The organism is Thalassotalea fonticola, from assembly GCF_032911225.1.
GTDB lineage: Bacteria > Pseudomonadota > Gammaproteobacteria > Enterobacterales > Alteromonadaceae > Thalassotalea_A > Thalassotalea_A fonticola.
Genome location: NZ_CP136600.1, coordinates 1,545,951 through 1,567,357 on the forward strand (window position 1 = coordinate 1,545,951; position 21,407 = coordinate 1,567,357).

At 38.8% G+C, this 21,407-nt stretch carries 14 protein-coding genes; 4 read left to right on the forward strand and 10 right to left on the reverse strand.

Annotated elements, in window-relative coordinates; all coding sequences use genetic code 11:
- Nucleotides 1-113: 113 nt before the first annotated feature.
- A complete protein-coding gene (locus RI844_RS06400) occupies nucleotides 114-1,379 on the reverse strand; it encodes an FAD-dependent oxidoreductase (RefSeq protein ID WP_348397612.1) in 1,266 nt (421 codons plus the stop codon).
- Between the two features lie 128 nt (nucleotides 1,380-1,507).
- A complete protein-coding gene (locus RI844_RS06405) occupies nucleotides 1,508-3,928 on the reverse strand; it encodes a TonB-dependent receptor (RefSeq protein WP_348397613.1) in 2,421 nt (806 codons plus the stop codon).
- 364 nt (nucleotides 3,929-4,292) lie between these two features.
- On the opposite strand from RI844_RS06405, the gene RI844_RS06410 reads away from it, so the two are divergent.
- Nucleotides 4,293-5,300: a helix-turn-helix transcriptional regulator gene (locus tag RI844_RS06410; protein WP_348397614.1), complete on the forward strand. Its 1,008-nt coding sequence runs from the start codon at nucleotides 4,293-4,295 to the stop codon at nucleotides 5,298-5,300.
- A 442-nt stretch (nucleotides 5,301-5,742) separates the two neighbouring features.
- Here RI844_RS06410 and RI844_RS06415 read toward each other — a convergent pair whose 3' ends face one another.
- From RI844_RS06415 to RI844_RS06430, 4 genes are all read right to left on the reverse strand, one after another.
- Nucleotides 5,743-6,906 (reverse strand): CaiB/BaiF CoA transferase family protein, encoded by a 1,164-nt coding sequence (locus tag RI844_RS06415; protein ID WP_348397615.1) that lies wholly within the window; start codon nucleotides 6,904-6,906, stop codon nucleotides 5,743-5,745.
- A 71-nt stretch (nucleotides 6,907-6,977) separates the two neighbouring features.
- On the reverse strand, nucleotides 6,978-10,463 hold the full coding sequence (locus RI844_RS06420; RefSeq protein ID WP_348397616.1) for an indolepyruvate ferredoxin oxidoreductase family protein: 3,486 nt from the start codon (nucleotides 10,461-10,463) through the stop codon (nucleotides 6,978-6,980).
- An 18-nt stretch (nucleotides 10,464-10,481) separates the two neighbouring features.
- Nucleotides 10,482-10,976 (reverse strand): RidA family protein, encoded by a 495-nt coding sequence (locus RI844_RS06425; protein ID WP_348397617.1) that lies wholly within the window; start codon nucleotides 10,974-10,976, stop codon nucleotides 10,482-10,484.
- Between the two features lie 355 nt (nucleotides 10,977-11,331).
- The gene (locus tag RI844_RS06430) at nucleotides 11,332-12,489 is read right to left on the reverse strand and encodes an alpha-hydroxy acid oxidase (RefSeq protein WP_348397618.1); all 1,158 of its coding nucleotides are present in this window, start codon (nucleotides 12,487-12,489) and stop codon (nucleotides 11,332-11,334) included.
- A gap of 575 nt (nucleotides 12,490-13,064) precedes the next feature.
- Between RI844_RS06430 and RI844_RS06435 the strand changes: the two genes are divergently transcribed.
- The gene (locus tag RI844_RS06435) at nucleotides 13,065-14,219 is read left to right on the forward strand and encodes an MBL fold metallo-hydrolase (RefSeq protein ID WP_348397619.1); all 1,155 of its coding nucleotides are present in this window, start codon (nucleotides 13,065-13,067) and stop codon (nucleotides 14,217-14,219) included.
- Nucleotides 14,220-14,302: 83 nt separating this feature from the next.
- On the opposite strand, the gene RI844_RS06440 is transcribed toward RI844_RS06435, so the two are convergent.
- On the reverse strand, nucleotides 14,303-16,657 hold the full coding sequence (locus RI844_RS06440) for a molybdopterin-dependent oxidoreductase (RefSeq protein ID WP_348397620.1): 2,355 nt from the start codon (nucleotides 16,655-16,657) through the stop codon (nucleotides 14,303-14,305).
- 111 nt (nucleotides 16,658-16,768) lie between these two features.
- Nucleotides 16,769-17,899 carry a nitronate monooxygenase gene (locus tag RI844_RS06445; protein ID WP_348397621.1) on the reverse strand — a complete coding sequence of 377 codons (1,131 nt, stop codon included), beginning with the start codon at nucleotides 17,897-17,899 and terminating at the stop codon, nucleotides 16,769-16,771.
- Between the two features lie 112 nt (nucleotides 17,900-18,011).
- Between RI844_RS06445 and RI844_RS06450 the strand changes: the two genes are divergently transcribed.
- Nucleotides 18,012-19,022, forward strand: a complete 1,011-nt coding sequence (locus tag RI844_RS06450; protein ID WP_348397622.1) for a helix-turn-helix domain-containing protein — start codon at nucleotides 18,012-18,014, stop codon at nucleotides 19,020-19,022.
- 66 nt (nucleotides 19,023-19,088) lie between these two features.
- On the opposite strand, the gene RI844_RS06455 is transcribed toward RI844_RS06450, so the two are convergent.
- Nucleotides 19,089-19,550 (reverse strand): MaoC family dehydratase, encoded by a 462-nt coding sequence (locus RI844_RS06455; protein ID WP_348397623.1) that lies wholly within the window; start codon nucleotides 19,548-19,550, stop codon nucleotides 19,089-19,091.
- A 14-nt stretch (nucleotides 19,551-19,564) separates the two neighbouring features.
- Nucleotides 19,565-20,683 (reverse strand): hypothetical protein, encoded by a 1,119-nt coding sequence (locus RI844_RS06460; RefSeq protein WP_348397624.1) that lies wholly within the window; start codon nucleotides 20,681-20,683, stop codon nucleotides 19,565-19,567.
- Between the two features lie 297 nt (nucleotides 20,684-20,980).
- On the opposite strand from RI844_RS06460, the gene RI844_RS06465 reads away from it, so the two are divergent.
- Complete coding sequence (locus RI844_RS06465; protein WP_348397625.1) at nucleotides 20,981-21,400, forward strand: MaoC family dehydratase; 420 nt, start codon at nucleotides 20,981-20,983, stop codon at nucleotides 21,398-21,400.
- Nucleotides 21,401-21,407: the final 7 nt, after the last annotated feature.

Genomic DNA, 21,407 nt, shown 5'->3' on the forward strand with positions numbered 1-21,407 from the left:
CAATCAATACGTTATAGAGACAAAAGCATTTGTCGTCATTTTAAATATAGTTGATGAATAACGAAGTGGTACTTAAAATTATCACTTTAAAAGCATGTAATATTTTTCGCAGTTTAAAACCGAGAAATGGAAAACGGTGATATATCAAAGCGAGTCGATTTTTTAAAAATAGTATCAGCTACTAAACGTCCGCAGGCTGCAGATGTTGTCCACCCTTGCGCCCCTTGACCAGTATTAATGAATAAGCCGTCGACTTTTGTTTTTCCTAAAATAGCCATACCATCACAGCTCATAGGCCTAAAACCGGCCCAAGGATTTAATTGGTCGCGATCCATGTTTTGAGCAAAATCGGGAAAAACAGATTCAACCAAGCCAATTAAATTATCAATACGGTCTTGCGATATTTCAGGGTCAAAACCAGCAAACTCGGCTGTACCAGCAACTCTAAGTGTATTACCTAGCGGGTTAATACCCGCGTGTAAATTCATATCGGCAATGAGGTGTTTAGGTTTGTTATCCCAACCATTCATAGGTATAGATAGGGAATAGCCTTTTGCCGGTTTTACTGGCACTTTAATGCCTAACGGCGCGAATAAGCTTGAGGCTTTTGCCCCGGTTGCGACAACAACCTTATCAGCTTGCATGCTTTGTCTATTTTTATTCATTTCTACATTAAACAACGTTGCCTGTTTGGTGATACTTGATACTGGCGAATTAAATAAAAACCTAACACCACGTTGTTTTAATACGTTCGTCATTTGCTGACAAAAAATATGTGAATTACCCGCTTCATCGCCACTAAAAAGTAACGAACCAGATAATTTATCTTTAATGGGATTCAATGAAAGCTCGACATTAATTGTTGCTTGAGCATCAAGCATTTTAAAATCAGCATTCCCCATTTCTTTGAATATTTCAGATAAGTGTAAATGTTCATCCAGTGAACGCTGATCGCGGAAAATTTTTAACGTACCGTTTGACGAATGCCTATAATCAATTTTGGTATCTTGGCGAATTTGATCAAGTAGCTCTACTGAGTAATTAGCCAATTTACCCGTTTGTTTATTGGCGTTTAAATAGTCATCCATGTTGGCGTACTTTAAAAAACGCAATCCCCAAATAGTTAAATCTGGTATTGCTTTTAAACGAAATAACAAGGGAGAGTCTTTGCGGCCAAGGTATTTCAACATGACTTTTGCAATACCAGGAGCATTCCATGGATCGACAGCTGAAGGTGTAATACCACCACCGTTACCAAAACTACATTCCATAGCAGGCCCTGAAGCGGCATCAATAACGGTAACCTCAGCACCAAATTCATTTAAATAATAAGCAGTAGTGATACCTTGCACCCCTGCGCCAATAACTACTATGTGCATAAAATACTCTTGTATGGATTTTTACTTAACGATAAAGATGAATTCAAACAAAATTAAAAAGGCAGGAACGGCCTACCTTCTTAACTAGTTCTTTACATTATAGAGAACACTAAACTCTCTTACCCTGACTACCCCTCAAAGTTATAGGTGAATTGAACATTAACCGTACGACCAGGTTTAAATGTTGCAATGTTTGTGCCTAAGAATGGTTGGTAACTGCCTAAAGTAATTTCATCATTTAAGTTTTTACCGAGTATATTTACCGACCAAATATCATCGGCTGATTTAATACCAACACGTGCGTTCACTTTTTCAAAAGACTCTTGTAAACCCACTTCATCTAGTGATGACTCTGTATAGAACTCATCGCTAAACTGCACTGATGCGCCTGCAGTAAGTACTAAACTGTCAGTAATCGGCGCTTCAATATCAGCATAGACCTTGCCTGAATACTCTGGAGAAAACGGCATAGGTTGGTCAGTTTTATCTGAAGAATTACATTCACCGCCGGCATAAATAGCATCAAGGGTTTCACGTAGATTACAGCTACCATTCTTATAATCAGTATACTCTGCATCAAGATAAGCAAAAGAACCGCCTAGCATTAACCAATCATTAAGCATCCAGCGAGCTTCAATTTCAATACCTTGTGATAAGGACTCACCAGCGTTGGTAATTGTTGAAGCAGCCGTAATTGGGTCAAAGGTATTTACTTGCAAATTATCGTACTCAGTTCTAAATAGCGCAATATTTAAATCGGCATCACCATCAAGCAATGACATCTTTGAACCGAACTCAAAGCCTAATGCTTCTTCATCATCATACTCAAACTGTTCCGGAGTAATATTTACCGAAGCCGCAAAGCCACCACTTTTAGCACTTGTACCCGCTTTAGCATACATCATGATGTCATCATTCAAATCAAACTGATACATAACTTCTGGCATGAAATTTTCTGATGTTCTATCATCTTTAACTGGATTGGTTGCGGTGAATGCAACTCCGCCTCCAAGTGGCATATCAGTCCACACCACTTCACCATTACCGCTGTCGAAACCAAACTGATTGCTGACAGTGCGATTATGTTCTTTATCTTCGGTGATGTAGCGGGCACCAAAAATTAAACGAGAACTGTCGGTAATTTTCCATGTCGCATTTGCAAATACAGAGAAAGCGTCTGTTTCTTGTTCAAATGATGCTTCTACCCAGTCATATCCAGGAGGAATAATTGTAGGATCGCCTAAGTATATTGCGCTTAGTACCGGATACACTTCTGTTAAGTTAACGATGTTAGAATTTTGGTTTTCTAAATCTGATGACTGGAAATATGCGCCAACAATATAACTAAAGTCGTCATTTACTGGAGATGCTAAGCGTAACTCGAAAGAGTTCTGTTCATAGGCTTCATGTAAAATATTATCAATGCCACCAGTGTTCGGTGTAGGCGCCATGCCTAGCAATGCCGGAATGATATTATATGAATTACTATCAAGATCTAACGCATGAATAAAATCAAAGTCTGAGTAACCAATATTTGCAGTTAAGGTGTAATCATTAATATCGTAGGAAATTTCTACCGCTACATTCGTTGACTCTTGCTCTAAACCGGCAGATGAGCGTGTATCAGTCAATGTCGAGGTGTTACCAATAGCACTTGAGTCAAAAAGATCTAACATTGACGCATCATAATTTTCATCAAAACTAAATTCACCACGATCTATTACATAGCCTAAATCGTCTTTTATCGTGGTGAAGGTATTTTGCAGGTTACCATCAACCTCATATTGGGCATTTTCTATTTTAGCCGTGACGATAAAATCTTCGCTTGCATTCCAAACCCCAGAAAGGCGAACCAGTGTTTCATCTTTTTCACCAATAGTTGAACCGTCATAGGTATTTTCACCAAATCCATCTGATGTTTTTTGTTGTACAGCTAAACGTAAACCTAATGTATCGGTCACGCCACCACCAGCAGCAACGCTAACAACAGTATCTTCATACTCGGTTTCATGATCAACAGAAACACTCGCATTAAAATCATCGTCTGCAGTATTTTTCTTAGATACAACACTAATTGCACCAGCAGTTGAGTTCAAACCAAACAACACAGCTTGAGTACCGCGAAGTACCTCGACACGTTCAGTGTCTAGAAATGGCGCACGATATTGACGTGAACGAGGCATATAAATGCCATCGATAAACATACTTACCGATTGCTCTAATGAACGCTCAGTACCTGCTCCCATACCACGAATCGACACTTGCGTAGTACCTAAGGTTTCAGAAATCATTAAATTTGGAATAGACCCTGAAAGCTCGCCTAAATCTTCAATAGACTCGGCTTGTAATTGGTCACCAGAAATAGCCTGGATAGACATTGGAATATCATTAATCGATTGTGTACGTTTTGTTGAAGTAACGGTAATATGCTCTAACTTACCCTCATCAATTTGTGCAGTAGTTTCAGCTGCATTAGCCGAATAACTTAAAGCTACTGTGAATGACACAGCCCCTAAACAACGTGTAATTGCATTTAACTTAAGTTTCATTTCTCACCCTTGTGTATGGTTTAGTTATTATTATTTTTGTTTTTAATTGGACGTTCTAAAACTAAATCATTACTACACAATTCATAGTAGCATATTTAGCAGACACAACATTTTTAACTGCCACAATTGCAAAGTCATGAGCCAAACTCACAAACTTAACTAATAAAAATAAAGACACAAAGCAAAAAGAAATAGAAATAAGCACAAACTAATGAGTTAAACTTATTATCTTGATAATTGCGGAAAGTGGTTATCAATTAAATAGCTATTGGTTTAGCTTTTTATATTTATTTTCTTACTAATTTGGTAGGATTTGAATAATAAAAACATCCTTTATATATTTTGAATAGATAACTATTTACCAATGCTAAATAAAAACTTCACTACATATCATGGCAATATTATTTCTCTATTCGAGATATTAAAATCCTACAATGTTGATGTTAAACAACTCGCAAATGAATTGAATATAGATATTTCAAAACTGCGCAGTAAAAATATCCGCATGCAAGCGGAGCAATTTGATCAACTTATTTCCTTAGCACTAGAAAAAACTGACGATGCAATGTTTCCTATTAACTTTGCTAATTATGTACACCCTACCACCTATCACGCATTGGGTATGTCGCTGTTAAGTAGCAGCACTTTGCGATCCTTTTGGCTACGTCTTTCTCGTTTTTTTTCATTAATGACCACAATTAAAACTGTTGAACTGCATCTTGATGCAAAACCGGCGTTCATAGAATTTAAACCTTTAGTTGTTCATCCTTCGACAACATTACATTTTCACTCAGCGGTTACGGTTGCAGTGTTAATCAAAATGATCAGACAAATGTATCAGCCTAATTATTCACCAGTTAAAATTTCTTTAGTCGGTTCAGTTGCACTTGAGACTCTGGCACTTTATGAAAATCACTTTGGTTGTGAGGTAACTGTAGATGCACAAAGCACAATGATTTTTGTAGATAATAAAGAGTTGGACTTTAATTTACCTGCTGCCAATACAGATCTTACCCGCCAGTTAGATTTACTGGTGGTAAAGTATTTAGAAACCATAGAAAAAAACAGTTTAGCCACTAAAGTCGAAGAACTGCTGATCGCCTTATTACCTTCGGGGGAGTTCGATCGAGAAAAAATAGCACAAGAGCTGCACATGAGCCCGAGAACATTTCACGATAAGTTAAAAAAAGAACAGACCTCTTATCAACAAATTTTAGATGAGACTCGCCAGCAACTAGCCGATAAATACCTAAAGGAAATGGACATTCCATTTAGTGAATTAACTTACTTACTTGGATTTGCAGACTCCAGCAGTTTTTCTCGTGCTTTTAAGCGCTGGCATGGTGTGCCGCCTAGTCAGTATGAGGTTTAAAGAAGTAGTAACACTTACCTATCACCACTTGCTGAACTCGTTTCAGCATCTCAATGGTCTACTATAGATCCTGAAATAAATTCAGGAAATGAAAATGCTTTCCCAAAATTTATGGTAATGAATTAACAAAGTTGTGATGCTGATGAATACACAATGATGCTAAAAAGGCGAAATGGGCCAACTTTATAAACTTCCTGTTCAGTTGGCATTCCTTCATCCCTGAAGTAAAAAAGGCCCCCAAATCCAATAAGGGGGCCTTTCAATTACATAAGTATATCCAAATCGAAACAGCGAGTGCTGCTTGAGGTGAAAGCCTGGTTCCCACCAGTTATAAATAACTTTACTTGAAAACCTTACTTATGTAATTAGCAAAAATGGCAATATTCAGTTCTTTTTTTGCATATATTGCATAGACGCAAAAATTAACCGTGTTATCGGTGATTTACTTAACGGTACCTTGGTTAAACATATCGGTAATTTCAGCTTCTGGTAAACCTAACTCAAGCAAAATATCTTTACTGTTAGCACCTCTGTCGACAATGTCACCTTTGTCATTTGAAGGGGTTTGTTCAAACCTTGGCGCTGCTGAGGCTTGTAACATGCCATCTTTTTCAAAATAATAACCACGAGCTTCGTTATGGGCATGTTTTGCCGCATCTTCAGGTGATAACACTGGCGCATAACACGCATCTAAGCCATCGAACACCTGGTTCCAATGCTCTTGTGTATTGTTAGCTATTATTGCTGCCAATTTTGCTTTTTGTGAAGGCCAAAGTTTTGGTTTGTACTGCTCTTTAAAGTCTTCATCATCTTGCAACCCAAGTGCTTCAAGCATGATTTTATAAAACTTAACTTCAAGTGGGCCAAAGGTAATGGCTTTATCGTCACTGGTTTTATAGCTATCAAACCAGTGCGGGCCATCAAGTAGGCTTTGTCCGCGTGTATAGGTTGCAGACTTTGTTGCCACCATGGTTAAAATAAGGTTCATCATATTAGCAGAGCCATCGACAATATTGGCATCAACCACTTGCCCTACTCCGGTATTTTTAGCATTTAATACACCGGCTAGTAAGCCAATCACTAAATATGTGGCGCCGCCTCCAATGTCCCCAGCTAAAGTAGGAGGAGCAACCGGAGCATCGCCCGGACGCCCTGCATACCAAAGCGCACCAGATAAACCAATATAGTTTAGATCATGACCTGCAGCTTGGCTCATAGGACCGGTTTGTCCCCAGCCAGTCATGCGGCCATAAATTAAAGCAGGATTGGCTTTTAAACATACATCTGGCCCTAAGCCAAGACGCTCCATTACCCCAGGGCGCATGCCCTCAATTAATCCATCAGCTTTGGCAACAAGTTTTAAAACTAGTTCCTTGCCTTCGTTGGACTTTAAATCAACCGCGATTGAACGTTTGCCACGCTTTAAAATGTCAGTAGCGCCAAAATCAGTCGAAGCATCGGCTTTGCCCATTGCTCGTTCAACGACAATAACTTCTGCTCCCATATCCGATAACATCATACCGGCAAATGGACCAGGGCCAATGCCTTCAATTTCAATGAAAGTAAAGCCGGTTAATGGGCCAGATTTTTGATTATTGTTATTCATACCTACCTCTATAGATAAAAGCCCAGAACTAATCTGGGCTTTTAATTTTATATGTTTAGCTTATCGAATTGTTATAAATTCACAACTTTAATTTCTGCCTCAGCAGCCAAGTCACCATGCTTGAAAATATTAACAAGCTTTTCTTTTTCGCTTTCATATTTTTCAAAGTTGGCCTCTTTAACATGACCAAAACCACGTACTAAGTCTGGAAGCTCTGCAATTTCAACAGCTATTGAATAGTTATTGGCTTCAAGATTTGCTAAAACATTTTCAATCATGTCAAAGTAATCTTCAATTAGCTGACGTTCCATTTTACGCTCTGCTGTTTTACCAAAGATATCAAATGCAGTACCTCGTAACCCCTTAAATTTAGCTAGAATACCAAATGCTTTTAACATCCAGCCACCAAGGCGAATTTTCTTCGGTTTACCGGTTACTTTATCTTTAGGTGCTATCATCGGCGGAGCAAGGTTAAATTCTAACTTAAAGTCACCCTCAAATTGTGCATTTAACTTATCTAAAAAGTCAGAACTCGCGTACTGTCTTGCCACTTCATATTCATCTTTATAAGCCATTAATTTATAAGCGTATAAAGCAACAGCCTGTGTTAACGAGTTATCGGTGATATCGAGTGTTCGTTCGCTAGCACTTACTTTTTCTAGTAATGCTTTATAGCGAGCAGCATAATCGGCACTTTGATATTCGGTTAAATCTTTAACGCGAAGTTCAATTCGCTCAGCAAGAGATTTAATTTCTACATCATTATTTTCGCCACCTGCAATTAACCTTAATACCGCTGATTGGTCGTTAGCGAAAATTCTGCCCCACATAAATGCTTGTTGATTAAATTCAATAGCAACGCCATTTAATTCAATCGCTTTTAATATACTGTGTTCAGTTAAAGGGATTTTGCCATTTTGCCACGCATAGCCGACAACAAAGAAGTTAGCAGCAATAGAGTCGCCCATTAATTGTGTTGCCACTTTATTGGCTTCAATGAACTCTAAATTGTCACCTAAACTGCCTTCTAAGCGCTCTTTAACCGCGTCAATTGGATATTGCAAATCGCCATTACGGGTAAATTCACCGGTAATTGCTTGATGATTATTTACTACAGCAAAGGTTTTACCCTCTTTAACCATAGACAGGGATTCATTATCACTACCTGCCAACATGTCACAACCAAGCAATAAGTCACACTGCCCTGAAGTAATACGAACACCTTTTATGGCATCTGCATTATTACCAATTTTAACATGCGATTTAACCGGCCCACCTTTTTGAGCAAAGCCAAGTTGCTCAACAACTGAAACTCCTTTGCCATCAACATGAGCAGCCATACCAAGTATTTGGCCAACTGTGATTACTCCAGTGCCACCTACGCCAGTAATTAATACATTATAGGTTGTATCACCTTGCAACTCATATGGGGTCACATCTGGTACATGAGGTAAATCAGCAATACCTGAGGCGGCGCCTTTGCCCTTGCGAACTTTGCCGCCTAATACAGTCACAAAGCTTGGACAGAAGCCATCGTTACAACGATAATCTTTATTACAAGTAGACTGGTTTACCATACGTTTGCGACCAAACTCTGTAGATTTTGGCTCGACTGATAAACAGTTAGATTTTTGACCACAATCACCACAACCTTCACAAACTCGGTCATTGATAAACATACGTTTCGCTGGATCTGGGAACTTGCCGCGTTTACGACGACGACGTTTCTCCGAAGCACAGGTTTGGTCATAAATTAAGATGGTTACACCTGGAATTTCTCGTAATTCACATTGCACTAAATCAAGCTCATCTCGATGGTTAATCGTTGTGCCTTTAGGGAATGCACGATAGGTTTTATACTTTTCAGGTTCATCTGTCACTACCGCAATGCGCTCTATACCCTCTGCACGCATTTGGTCAGCAATACTATTAACTGAAATAGGACCATCAACCGGCTGGCCACCAGTCATAGCAACAGCATCGTTATATAATATTTTATAAGTGATGTTTACCTTGGCAGCAATAGCCGCACGAACAGCAACAGAGCCTGAATGATAATAAGTACCATCGCCTAAGTTTTGGAACATGTGTTTGGTTTTTACAAAGTTTGACAGACCAATCCAAGTACCACCTTCACCGCCCATGTGGGTATATAAATCTACGTCTCGATCCATCCAGTTCGCCATATAATGACAACCTACTCCACCAAAGCTACGACTTCCATCAGGCGTAACTGTCGACGTATTATGTGGACAACCTGAACAGAAGTAAGGCAAACGCGCCATATCTAATGAAGGTAACTGCCCTAATTTACAGCCGGAGTTTTGTAACTCAACTAAGTTGGTGGCAATTAAATCATTTGGATTGATATCTAATAAACGTTTCGCCAATACTTTGGTGATATCGTCTGTATTAATGTTGCCTGAGTTGCGTAGCAAAATATTACCACTTTGATCGTGACGGCCAAGAATTGTTGGACGCTCATTCTCAGGTAAATCATAACAAGCCTGTATAATACCTTTTTCTAATATTTCACGCTTATCTTCGATAACGATTACTTGTTCAAGACCTTGGGAAAATTCACGATAAGTTTGTAGGTCTACCGGATATGGCATCGATACTTTTAATACTTTTATGCCTAAGCTATTTAGCGCAGATTCATCTAAACCTAAATCTTTAAGCGATTGCATGGTATCGCGCCAAATTTTGCCCATAGCGACAATACCAACTTTCGGTTTGTCAGAGCAGAATGTCACCTTGTTTAAGTTATTAGCTCGTGCAAATGCTAATGCAGCAGGTAATTTATGTTCTTTAATGCGTTGTTCTTGAGCATATGGTGAATCGACTTTACGCGAATTAACCCCGCCTTCAGGAAAATCAAAATCAGGGTATTTAATTTCAAAACGATTTTCAGCAATGTTCACTCGAGCTGAGGTTTCAATGGTTTCAGGTAAAAGTTTATAACCAACCCAAGCACCACTAAATCGTGAAAGTGCCACACCCATTAATGCCAGATCTAATACTTCTTGAATATCAGCAGGGAATAAAACCGGCATTAATAAATCTTCAAACAATACCTCTGAATGATAATTATTAATGGTTGAAGCCATGTTTGGATCGTCACCGGCAAGAATTAACGCGCCGCCATGTGTTGAACTACCATGCCAGTTACCTTGACGAAGTCCATCTAGAGTCTGGTCAAGGCCGGGACCTTTTCCATACCACATAGAGAATACACCGTCATAATTTGCATCACCAAAGTAATCAATTTGTTGCGTTCCCCAAACAGAAGTCATCGCTAAGTTTTCGTTGATTCCTGGAATAAACTTAATATGATTGTCTGTTAGGCGTTTTTCTTCGCGCCATAACTGTACATCCATTGCTGTCATTGGTGAACCACGGTAACCTGAAATATATCCAGCAGTGTTTAAACCGTTCTTTTCATCTAACCAACGCTGCTCTAATAACGCCCGAACAAGCGCTTGTGAGCCTGTCATGTAGGCGTTGTCGTTATTGCGTTCGTATTTATCTTGTAATTTTATTTCTGAGATTGACATATGTAAGCTACCTAGCAATTAATGAAGTTCTAATTCAGCTTCAACTTCAACGCTAAGGTTCATCGGCAATGCAGCCATACCTACTGCGCTACGACATGCCATGCCACACTCTTTACCAAAAATTTCAATAATTGTTCGAGAGAAACCATCAATAACCGGTGTTTGACCAGTAAAGCCAGGAGCAGTATTTACCATGCCTAATACTTTTACCCATGACTTAATGCTAGATAGCTCGCCTAATTCACGTTTAAGTGTGCCAACCATAGCAAGAGCCGTTAACTTTGCCGCTTCTTGTGCTTGCTCTAAAGAAATAGTATCACCAACCTGCCCCATTAAATGAGTAGCAATAGTGCCATCAGGATTAAGAGCACCATGGCCAGAAACAATGACTCGCTTATCAATCACTTTTATCATTGAAAGTAACACTTCAAAGCCAGGAGGAAGTTGCAGCTCACCGGTAATGGTATAGCCAAGCTCTTGCATGCGTTGTTCTGGAGTTTTGTTGTCTGACATAATGTTCTCTCTTTTGCAGTAACAGCGAACGTGCTGTTAGTACTATATTTATTGTAGTTATAGTTTTGTATTTATAGGATGATTTAAAAGTAGCACGCAGCTTAGTAAAAAAATTGTCAGAATCGGCAAAGGCATTGCCAGAAGGTTTTAACTGCGGCTAAAACTGTTCTTATTAAGCAGAAGTGTTTATATTGATACAGTTTGCTGCAATTTTAATAGATCCTGAAACAAGTTCGGAAAGTCGAAATTTTTATATTCACAATACGCTTGATGAGGTCCCCGATGTCGCTTGAGCTCCTCGAGGATGACGGAGTATTTTTCTAATATAGTGTTACCGATTTTTCGGTACTCTGGTTTACTTAAACCGTAAAATATCGGAATTTATTGAATATATATCTTTTGCACCAGAAACTATCATTGCTCGCTCAATTTCAGTTTTGAGCATATTTATCACAAACTCTATCCCTGAGCTGCCAGCTGCTGATAAACCATAAACAAATGGTCTTGCTGTAGAACAAGCTGTCGCCCCCATGGCTAACGCTTTAACAACATCGGTACCACGACGAATACCACCGTCGAGGATAATTTCGGCTTTACCAGATATTGCATCAACAACTTCAGGTAACGCCGAAAACGTTGATGGAATTGCATCATAATTTCGTGCCCCCTGGTTTGACACAAACACGCCATCAGCGCCTATTTCAACGGCTTTTTTAGCATTGTCTGCTGACATAATGCCTTTTATTGCCATTGGTCCTTCCCAGTTATCACGGATCCATGCCAGAGTTTCCCATGTTACCGGGCAAACCAAATTATGAAACATCCAGTTTTGATCTTTCCCCTGGTCAAAAAAGTTCTGAAAATTGGCAAATTCAGGTTTGCTTTTCATATAGCCTAACACCCACTTAGGATGCGCTAGTAATGACAATATGCTTCTTAATGGAAATGTTGGCGGAATACCAAACCCGGTTCTGGCATCACGTTCTCGATTACCATGGACCGGATTGTCGATTGTCACAATAATCGCTTTATAGCCGCTGGCTTTAGCCCGCTCAAGCATATTTTTCATGATCGCTTTATCACGAGCAGGTTGGAGTTGAAAGAACTTCGGCGCATCAGTTGTCACTGCCGCATCTTCCATAGAGGTGGTAGCAAAATTCGACATCGAATAAATGCAACCAGTGTTAGCAGCAGCCTGAGCAGTGCCTTTTTCACCATCGGTATGCATTACCTTATGCGCGCCCCAAGGCGATAACAAAACAGGTGATGCAGATATTTGCCCTAAAATAGTGGTGGTTAAATCTGCAGATTCTAAGCCTGTGCCATAGTTAGGCATCAAGGTTACGTCATCAAAGGTACGAGTATTTTCAGCTAATGTTTTTTCATCATCGCCACCGCCATCAATGTATTCCCTAATGGCTAATGGTAATGCTTTATGAGCAGCACTTCGTACATCGTTTATATTTAAACAATGCTTTAACGCGTTAGGAACCTTTTGCTGAGAATTGCTCATTTATTTACACCTAGTTTATTATATTTATACTGAGTCTTACTTTACACATTTGTTTATAACAGCACTTATCTGTTTAGGAATTGCAATTGAAAACCTGCCAAAAAAGATAAATATACCAATTCTATTAAGTTTGTTTCCAGCTCAGAGCTATATCAGTGGTTCTCTAACAAATTAAATTTTGTTGATATAGTTGTTCTATATTAACGAAATTTTGTGCAGTTAGTGGGACACTGATATTCTCCCGAAGGGCGAGTTTTAAAGGTTTATATGCCGCGTTATTAATTTTAACAAGGGAACAACCATTCTCGGCTTTGTCTCCTGAGTCGCTCTACCTCCACCATCCTTGGTGTCGTCTGCAATCAATGCCTTGCCTATAAGCCTTTAAATTCTCGCTGAGTGGGAAAAAACTTATTAGACTTGGTATAACTTGCAAAAGTTAGCATTGAATTTGCTCAATCGGCCAATATTGATAAATAAGTCAAAACAAGCAAATAGCTTAATATCAGTTCAAATCCTCTTTGCTTACAACAGTATAGTGCTAATATGAGAAGAGTATTTAGCGACGGAGTTGATTGATGACCATTGAAGATTATAAAAAAGATGATGAGCACGGAAATTCTTGTCAAATAAATGACCATGATTCAATTTTAAATTATCCATTTCCAATACCTGAGCAATATCAAAAACAATTAATTTGTGACGATATTTATTGGTTTAGAGTACCTCTGCCGTTCAAGCTTGATCACATTAACTTGTACTTGATTAAAGATGGCAATGGCTGGTGCCTAGTTGATACCGGCATGGGTACAAACTATTCAAAACAGTTTTGGCAAACTTTGTTCCAAAGTGCACTTGAAGATAAGCCGGTTAATAAAATAATAATCACTCATAATCATCCCGATCACGTTGGGCTGGCAAGTTGGTTACAACAAAAGTATGACTGCCCGGTGCTAATCACTCAGCGTGAATATGACATGATGGCCTATCTATTTAGTATTAGTGGCAGTACGCCGCCCAAATATTACCTCGATTTTTTACTGCGCGCGGGTATGTCGCCTGAGTTTACCGAAAAAGCAGAACAAGAACGTGATGATGGTTTTGACAAGGCAGTAGAAGGTTTACCGCGCAAATGTCAGTTTATTCGCCATGGTGATGTCATTGATGTTGGCAAGCACCAATTTGAGATTATTGTTGGCAGCGGCCACTCACCTGCTCATGCAAGTTTATATTCTAAACAGCTGAATTTATTATTCTCTGGTGATCAAGTAATACCAGAAATACCATCTATGGTGACCTTGTATCCGAAAAATCCTAAATTTAAAGATCATCGCCAGCAAAACCCACTAGGACGCTGGCTTAATGCGTTAAATGGTTTAAAGCAATTGCCCAGCGATACCTTAGTTTTACCATCACATTCAAAACCATTTATTGGGTTGCATAAACGCATCGACGAAATTATAGAAAATCACTGTAAGTTATTAAATAAACTCATCGATTGTTTAGGTGATGAAAAAACCGTAAGTCAGGCAATAAAACCTATCTATAAGCGCGAAGTTAAAGGCAACATTTATGTGATGTTCGTCAGCGAATTACTCGCTCACATTCAATTTTTGGAACAACTCGGTATTGTCAAACGTGAAGAAAACGACACTGTCGATTTGTTTAAAACCGTTAAGCAAGTTGATTTGTGTAAAGAGATTGGCCGTTTTTTAACAACGCCTTGTTGTTAGAAGCTGACGAGTGCCGTAATGATGAGTTTCCAATACTATTAGCTTGCTTTAATTCAAATAAAACAAGCTAATAACCTTGCATATTATTTATTAGTTTTATCGCTTATATCAGGCTGTTTAAACATTATCACCTCGGGTAATTCACCTTGATATTTTTCAACCTCAACTAAACAACTGTGCGCACTACATCCCTGCGCTAACGTCGACGTGCCTTTATCTTTGGTCAACACATTTGGGTTACCATGAGCTTCAAGCCTTTTACCATCAACCGTTTGTGGGTCGTACCACGCGCCTGTTGGTAGCTCGATAACGCCATCACGTATATCATTTGATATTTCAATACCCACTAAACATGCACCTCGGTCATTAAACAATCGAATAATATCACCATTTTTAATGCTCCGTTTACTCGCCTCATTAGCGTTCATTCTTGCGCGTTCACGATTTTTTATTTTGTGTTCACGGCTTGTTCTTGCGTGATCAAATTGACTGTGCAAACGAGTTTTCGGTTGATTAGATACAAGATGTAACGGGTATTTTTCCGCGCGTTCGCTTCCTAACCATTCAACATGTTGATACCATTTGGCATGACCATGGCAATCATCATAATTAAAACTGGCAATTTTTTCTGAAAACAATTCAATTTTGCCTGATGGGGTCCTGAGTTTATATTTATTAGGATCTCGTCGAAACCTCTCAAGGGTGAATTCAATATCATCGAGTTGATCGCCCACATAAAACTGTTCACCTTGCCAAAAATCATTAAATTCAGGAAGTTTTACATCGATTTTCGCGGCGTTTGTACGGGTAGTATTATACAGTTGCTCAACCCACTGCATTTCAGTTTTACCACCGGTAAACTCATCTTCAAAGTCCAAGCGCTGTGCTAAGCCTGAAAAAATATCAAAATCTGAACGCGACTGCTGATAAGGCTTTACGGCTTGACGCATAGGCGAAATAAACGCATCGTAACTGCTGCCGCCGAGATCATTGCGCTCTAACATTGTGGTACATGGAAATACGATATCTGCATGTCTGGCAGTTGCCGTCCAAAATGCTTCATTAACAATAATGGTATCGGGTTTTGACCAAGCTTTAGCTAGTTCATCAAGATCTTGGTGGTGGTGAAAAGGATTACCGCCAGCCCAATATATCAATTTAATATCAGGGTAAGTTAAGTCCATGCCATTATATTGGTACTTGCCTCCCGGGTTATTCAGCATATCGGTATGGCGAGCGACGGGTATGAATTTTTTATCACCTAGCGCCGGGCGTTCTCCTATTTCCATGCCAAATGCGCCCATTTTATAGGTTGGTACTTTACGACCACCAAAGCCCATATTATGAATACAACCATAGCCATAGCCAACACCCGCGCCCACCTTACCAATATGGCCAAGCATGGCCGCAAGAGTAGTAAACATCCAATAGGTTTGCTCACCAAATTCTTGCCGCTGTAATGACCAACTGATGCTTAACACGCTTGGCGCATTACCAAGTTCTATAGCTAAATCAATAATGTCTTGTTCACTAATATCACAAATGTTTGCCGCCCAGGCAGCATCTTTAGGCAGGCCATCACTGTCACCAAGTAAATACGGTAAGAACTGTTCAAAACCAACCGTATACTTAGCGAGAAACTCAGTATCATGTAAATTGTTAATAGCTAAGGTATGCGCTAAGCCAAGCATTAATGCGACATCAGTATTAGGGCGTAATGCCATCCACTTTGCATCAATTTCTTCAATAACATCATCTCGGATGGGGCTAACATTTACCACATTAACATCTGCATTTTTCAGTTGTTTCAACTGTTCTACCGCACTATGTGCGCCTATGCCACCGGCATTAACTTGTGAGTTTTTTATCGCTGCGCCACCAAAAAGTACAAAGTTTTTCGAATGCTTAACGATTTCCTCTGGACTTGGTGCTTCGCGCACCAATAATAGAAATGGAATACCAGAGATGTGATTCATGATCACTTCAGCTGCTGCTGAAGAATACGTATTCAATGAATCTACGTAACCTCCGCACTTTGCTAAAAAACGATGAATTTGACTTTGTGCATGATGAAACCGCCCTGCACTAGCCCAGCCATAAGAGCTGCCATAAATTGCGTCATTAGAGTAATTTGTTTTTGTTTGGTCTATGGCTTTTGCCGCTAAATCTAACGCAATCTCCCAACTAACAGGCACAAACTTTTCTTTACCTCGACCAGTGCCGTCACTGCTAATACCATGCTTTAAATATCCTTCGCGAACCATAGGTTGTGGTATTCGTGCGTCGTTATCTAATGCATCATTTAGTGATTGACCTATTGGCGTAGGCTCTTTATCAACACTATAATTTTTGACAGAAAGGATATGTTCACCATCGGATTCAACCAAATAATTTCCCCAATGCGAACATGTGGGGGTTAGAGTTGATTTATTTTTCATGGTGTAATCCTAGTATTAGTCTTATGTAATTAACATACTAGGAGGTTACGTTTAAGATCTGGTTATCTTTAAGTGATAAATAGTTGAATACCAATAATTTATAGATTGCTACTAGTAATCTGGCATTAACGCATTTACATTTTCTAGCGCATCGAGGTATTGAGTTAATAATCGAGTTACAACACCACGGCACGACTCTATTTCGTTTATCTGACCAATAACCTGGCCACAAATATTTATCGCAACGTTTTGGCAATTTCCACTGCCTGCATAAGTTTCCGTTCGGCGCATTGCATCTGCAGTTACTAAACCATGCAACGGCATTGGCAGTGGATCAAGGTTTTCTTTGTTATCCCAAAAATCAGTCCATTCATTCCTTAATACACGCGCCCCCTTACCAGTCCAGGATGTGGTTCGTACAGTATCATTTACCGTGGCGTTTAATAGTGTATTTTTCTGGGCGGGTTGAGCATGCGCTTCTTCAACAGTTAGCCACAATGAACCCGTCCAAACACCAGCAGCTCCCATACTCATTGCAGCAAGCATTTGCCTACCATTACCAATACCACCTGCGGCTAACACTGGCATAGGGTGAACCGCATCAATAATTTCAGGCCATAACACCACAGAGCCAACTTCTGGAGTATGCCCTCCTCCTTCACCACCTTGGGCTACGACAAAATCTAACCCTGCATTTTTATGTTGTACTGCCTGCTTCTTCTTGCCACATAGTGCTCCAATCATTCTGCCAGATTCTTTTACCATGTTGATGACATGTTCCGGCGGCGTACCAAGTGCATTGACTATCGCTTTACAGTTTGGCCGAGTTAATGCTTCTTTAATACAAGGCATTACAGTTTGCATGGTCCAACCAAGTATTTTTGGACGCCCATCTTCAGGCCACTCTGGCACACCATGATCACGCATTAATTTTTCAGCGGCATCTAAATGAGCTTGAGGCACCATTTTCCATAGCTTATCTTCCAGCTCTTGCTCACTTAAATCAGGTTCATCCCGGCCAACATAATTTTGTGGAATAACTACATCTACAGCGTACGGCTTGCCATCAATATGCGATTCAATCCAGTCTAGCTCTTCTTTTAGTTGCTCAGCATTCATAAAACCAGCCCCTAACACACCTAAACCACCGGCTTTACTAACCGCAACCACAACATCACGACAATGACTAAAAGCAAAAATGGGAAATTCTATACCAAGGCCTTCACAAATTTTTGTATACATAACTGTTTCCTACTAATTGATTATGGCTTTATCATAATTATTTCAATTGGTATTAAAATGATTAAACAAGTATCATCCATGACAATTCGAGCAAAAATATTTGATAAAATTGATGGAAAAGCAACAAACAGCGATAGCCAGTTATGTTCAAGTTATTGCCAAAGCACTTGAACATAAAGGGGTCGATAGCAAAAAATTATTTTTTATCGCCGATATTCCATTACTGAACGCGAACAACCCAAAAGATAGAATCGCGTATCAAAAAATCTCTCATTTGTTCCGATTAGCAGTTAGCGCGACAAAGGATCCGTACTTTGGCTTATATGCGTCTAAGTTTATGTTACCTAGTCATATTCATGCATTAGGTGCGTCATTATTAGCCAGTAAAAATTTGCTAGAATTTCTCAGGCACTTTCAAACGTTTAATCGTTTTATTGCCAACACGGCAAATTTTTCAGTGAAAGAAGTTGAGCATCAGGTTATTTTTAGATGCCAGTTATTAGCACCGATATGTGATGAAACACAAGATACATTTTGGTCTTTTATCTTACGTTTTATGCGCCACCTTAATGTCGAAACGCTTAACCCAATAAAAGTAGAATTGCATCGAACGATACCAATGACATCACTATCATCTCAACCTTATGAGAAATTTTTTGCTTGTCCGGTAACTTTTAATCATAGCGATATCGTTTATTATTTTGATAAAACAGAACTAATTAAGCCGCTATCAACAGCCAGTGAAACTTTAGTAAAACTTAATGATCAAGTAATGATTAATTATTTGCAGGAACAACAAACATTACCCATTGAAGAATTGGTAAAACAAAAACTTATTCAAGGATTAGTGCAAAACTGCTTTAGTAAAGATTTTATCGCGAAATCTCTAAATATGAGCCCGCGTACATTACAGTCTAGATTGAATAAAAATGATACGAGCTTTCAGTTAATACTTGATCAGACTCGTTTTGAACTTGCAAAAAAATATATCGCTGAGGGAATGGACTTAACCAACATAGCTGTTCAACTAGGCTTTAGTGAAGCAAGTAGTTTTAGCCGTACTTTTAAGCGTTGGAGCGGTGTTTCACCGCAACACTTTAAAACACGTACTAAAAGTGAATAACAAAGCTACCTGCTAAAATAAGAGAACTTTTATAGAATCTATTTTATTTCAATAGACTCTAATACTTTATTGTGGCCAATAACGAACAATAAAATTACCGAGCGTCACCGGTTGATCATCACCTACTACGGTCCAGGTAAAATCATAATGTACGGCAATACCTTCTTTACGCTGTTCGATTTTATCGACGTTAAATTTAAGCACAATTGAATCACCAGCTTTTACCGGTTTTAAAATACGAAATCTGTCCGTCCCCAAAAACAGTGCTTTCATATTATGCAGTTCAACATGGTCAAAATAAACTGAATGCAACAATGACATGGTATACATTCCTGGCGCAACAACTGCACCGAACGGCGAAGTTTTACAGCGTTCTTCATCAAAATGAAACCAGTCCATTTGGTTCACGCTACGACAAAAATCCTGGATCATAGTAGCAGTTACATGCAATGGTTTTGAGGTAAATAATTCTTTGCCTTGATAAGGCGTAAATGAGTTAATACCGTTTAATTGAATTTTTTCTGACATATTATTTTCTTAAATTAAGATTCGTTTACGATAATAGCTGATTTACTTTTTACTAACTTATACACACCAACGGTGATTAAAGGAATAAAGAAGACAACAATAAAGCTCATAAACAAAAAGGAATAACCCGCAAGTATTAGAGCAACAATACCCATACTAGATAAAATTAAACTTAAAACAACCATAAAGCCAGCACTGGCAGAATGTTGCATTGGCGTCATAGGTTTACCTTTAGATTTTTGCATATAACTATCTAAACGCTCGACAAAACCTTGCATCATACCTACGCCTGTTTGAGTAATTAGCACAAATAAAATAACCACATAGACATCAATTAACCAAGCTGAATCCAATGTTTCCAACAGCCAGTATACTGGCACATCAGCGCCGCTAGTAATAATCTCAGGATAATGTGAAACAAATGCGTAATGTAATGCTAGTAATGGTAATACCCCCACTACAGCAGCGCTCATTGCAGCAATTAAAGATTCTTTACCGGTTTTAATTTGTCGTGCACCAAATAATAGCAATGGAAAAAATGAAATATTGACTAATGCATATTGAAAAGCAACACCAACCGGCGCAACTGAAGCTGAATCTTTGACAAAATTAGCAGCGGTTACCTCACCTAAATTAAAGAATATATGACCAACAATAATAACTAACACAACCAATAAACTCACCGAGGCTAATGCCATACTCTTTTCAATGAACTCACGCCCTTTATAGGTAAAGAAAATAACCACGGCAAGTAAAAGCACTTGCCCGACATTAATATTCAAATCAAAATGTTTGCCAATGACCGTTCCCGCGGCCGTTGAAGAAATCGCAATAACAATGACCATAGAAGTTAATATCACAATTTCATAAAGCCACCAGCCTTTACCTAAAATTATCTTACTGAACTCACGATAGTCATAGGCATTATTCTGCCTGGCTAGCTCAAAACACAAATACATGACCACTCCAACAACACTGGCAATGGTAGCAATTGCAATTAAACCACCTATAGGGCCATTAATTGTTACGTATTGAATAAGCTCTATACCTGAGCCCATAGAGCCACCAAAAAATACTGATAACCAAACCGCAGCGGGAATAAGCATGACTCTTACAAAAAAGGAATTTGACACTACAACCTCGTTTTAACTTCTTTATTGTTCATTGTATAAGCTGATTTTACTTTTGTAATTATTTTTGAATCAGCTCCCAAAACACCAACTGAGCCTAACTCACTAACAAAACTTAATCAACAAAAACCTAACTAATTGAGTTTAACCAGAATATCAAAGCAAACCCACTAACAAAACAAAACATACACTTAACAAACCTGTTACTTTAATTACTTGCATAATTTACAAAACAAGATACTATTGAGTTAAGCTCACTAATGCATTTTTACAGCAAAGGATCAAAGAGTTCAGCAAATTATGACTACCAAAACTTATATTGGCGATACTATTATCAAACAGTTACGTCTAACGATAGAAGATATTGCCGTAGGTGCAAGCGCCTTAGGCGATACTAATCCAATTCACTTCAACCATGATGAAGCAATTAAAGCAGGTTATTCGGGAATAATCGCAAGTGGCGCTCATACATCAGGGTTGTGTGGTGGTGCCCTTACGCAAAAATTTCAACATTCAGGTCCATTTATGGGGTTAGATTGCAGCTACCGTTTTCATAAGGCCGTATTACCTAATGAACAGTTAACAATCACTTGGACAACAACCCTTATCGAACATAAAACTAAATTAAAAGGTCATTTAGCATATTTAGAAGGTCAAATGACTGATAGTTCTGACAAATTATTAATTTCAGCAACAATGAAAGTATTATTGTTAGATTAAAAAGTTT

Coding starts and splice junctions, on each gene's coding strand:
- RI844_RS06450 (WP_348397622.1), top strand. CDS start 18,012: ATGGAAAAGCAACAAACAGCGATAGCCAGTTATGTTCAAGTTATTGCC.
- RI844_RS06455 (WP_348397623.1), bottom strand. CDS start 19,550: ATGTCAGAAAAAATTCAATTAAACGGTATTAACTCATTTACGCCTTAT.
- RI844_RS06435 (WP_348397619.1), top strand. CDS start 13,065: ATGACCATTGAAGATTATAAAAAAGATGATGAGCACGGAAATTCTTGT.
- RI844_RS06445 (WP_348397621.1), bottom strand. CDS start 17,899: ATGTATACAAAAATTTGTGAAGGCCTTGGTATAGAATTTCCCATTTTT.
- RI844_RS06440 (WP_348397620.1), bottom strand. CDS start 16,657: ATGAAAAATAAATCAACTCTAACCCCCACATGTTCGCATTGGGGAAAT.
- RI844_RS06405 (WP_348397613.1), bottom strand. CDS start 3,928: ATGAAACTTAAGTTAAATGCAATTACACGTTGTTTAGGGGCTGTGTCA.
- RI844_RS06420 (WP_348397616.1), bottom strand. CDS start 10,463: ATGTCAATCTCAGAAATAAAATTACAAGATAAATACGAACGCAATAAC.
- RI844_RS06425 (WP_348397617.1), bottom strand. CDS start 10,976: ATGTCAGACAACAAAACTCCAGAACAACGCATGCAAGAGCTTGGCTAT.
- RI844_RS06415 (WP_348397615.1), bottom strand. CDS start 6,906: ATGAATAACAATAATCAAAAATCTGGCCCATTAACCGGCTTTACTTTC.
- RI844_RS06430 (WP_348397618.1), bottom strand. CDS start 12,489: ATGAGCAATTCTCAGCAAAAGGTTCCTAACGCGTTAAAGCATTGTTTA.
- RI844_RS06410 (WP_348397614.1), top strand. CDS start 4,293: ATGCTAAATAAAAACTTCACTACATATCATGGCAATATTATTTCTCTA.
- RI844_RS06465 (WP_348397625.1), top strand. CDS start 20,981: ATGACTACCAAAACTTATATTGGCGATACTATTATCAAACAGTTACGT.
- RI844_RS06400 (WP_348397612.1), bottom strand. CDS start 1,379: ATGCACATAGTAGTTATTGGCGCAGGGGTGCAAGGTATCACTACTGCT.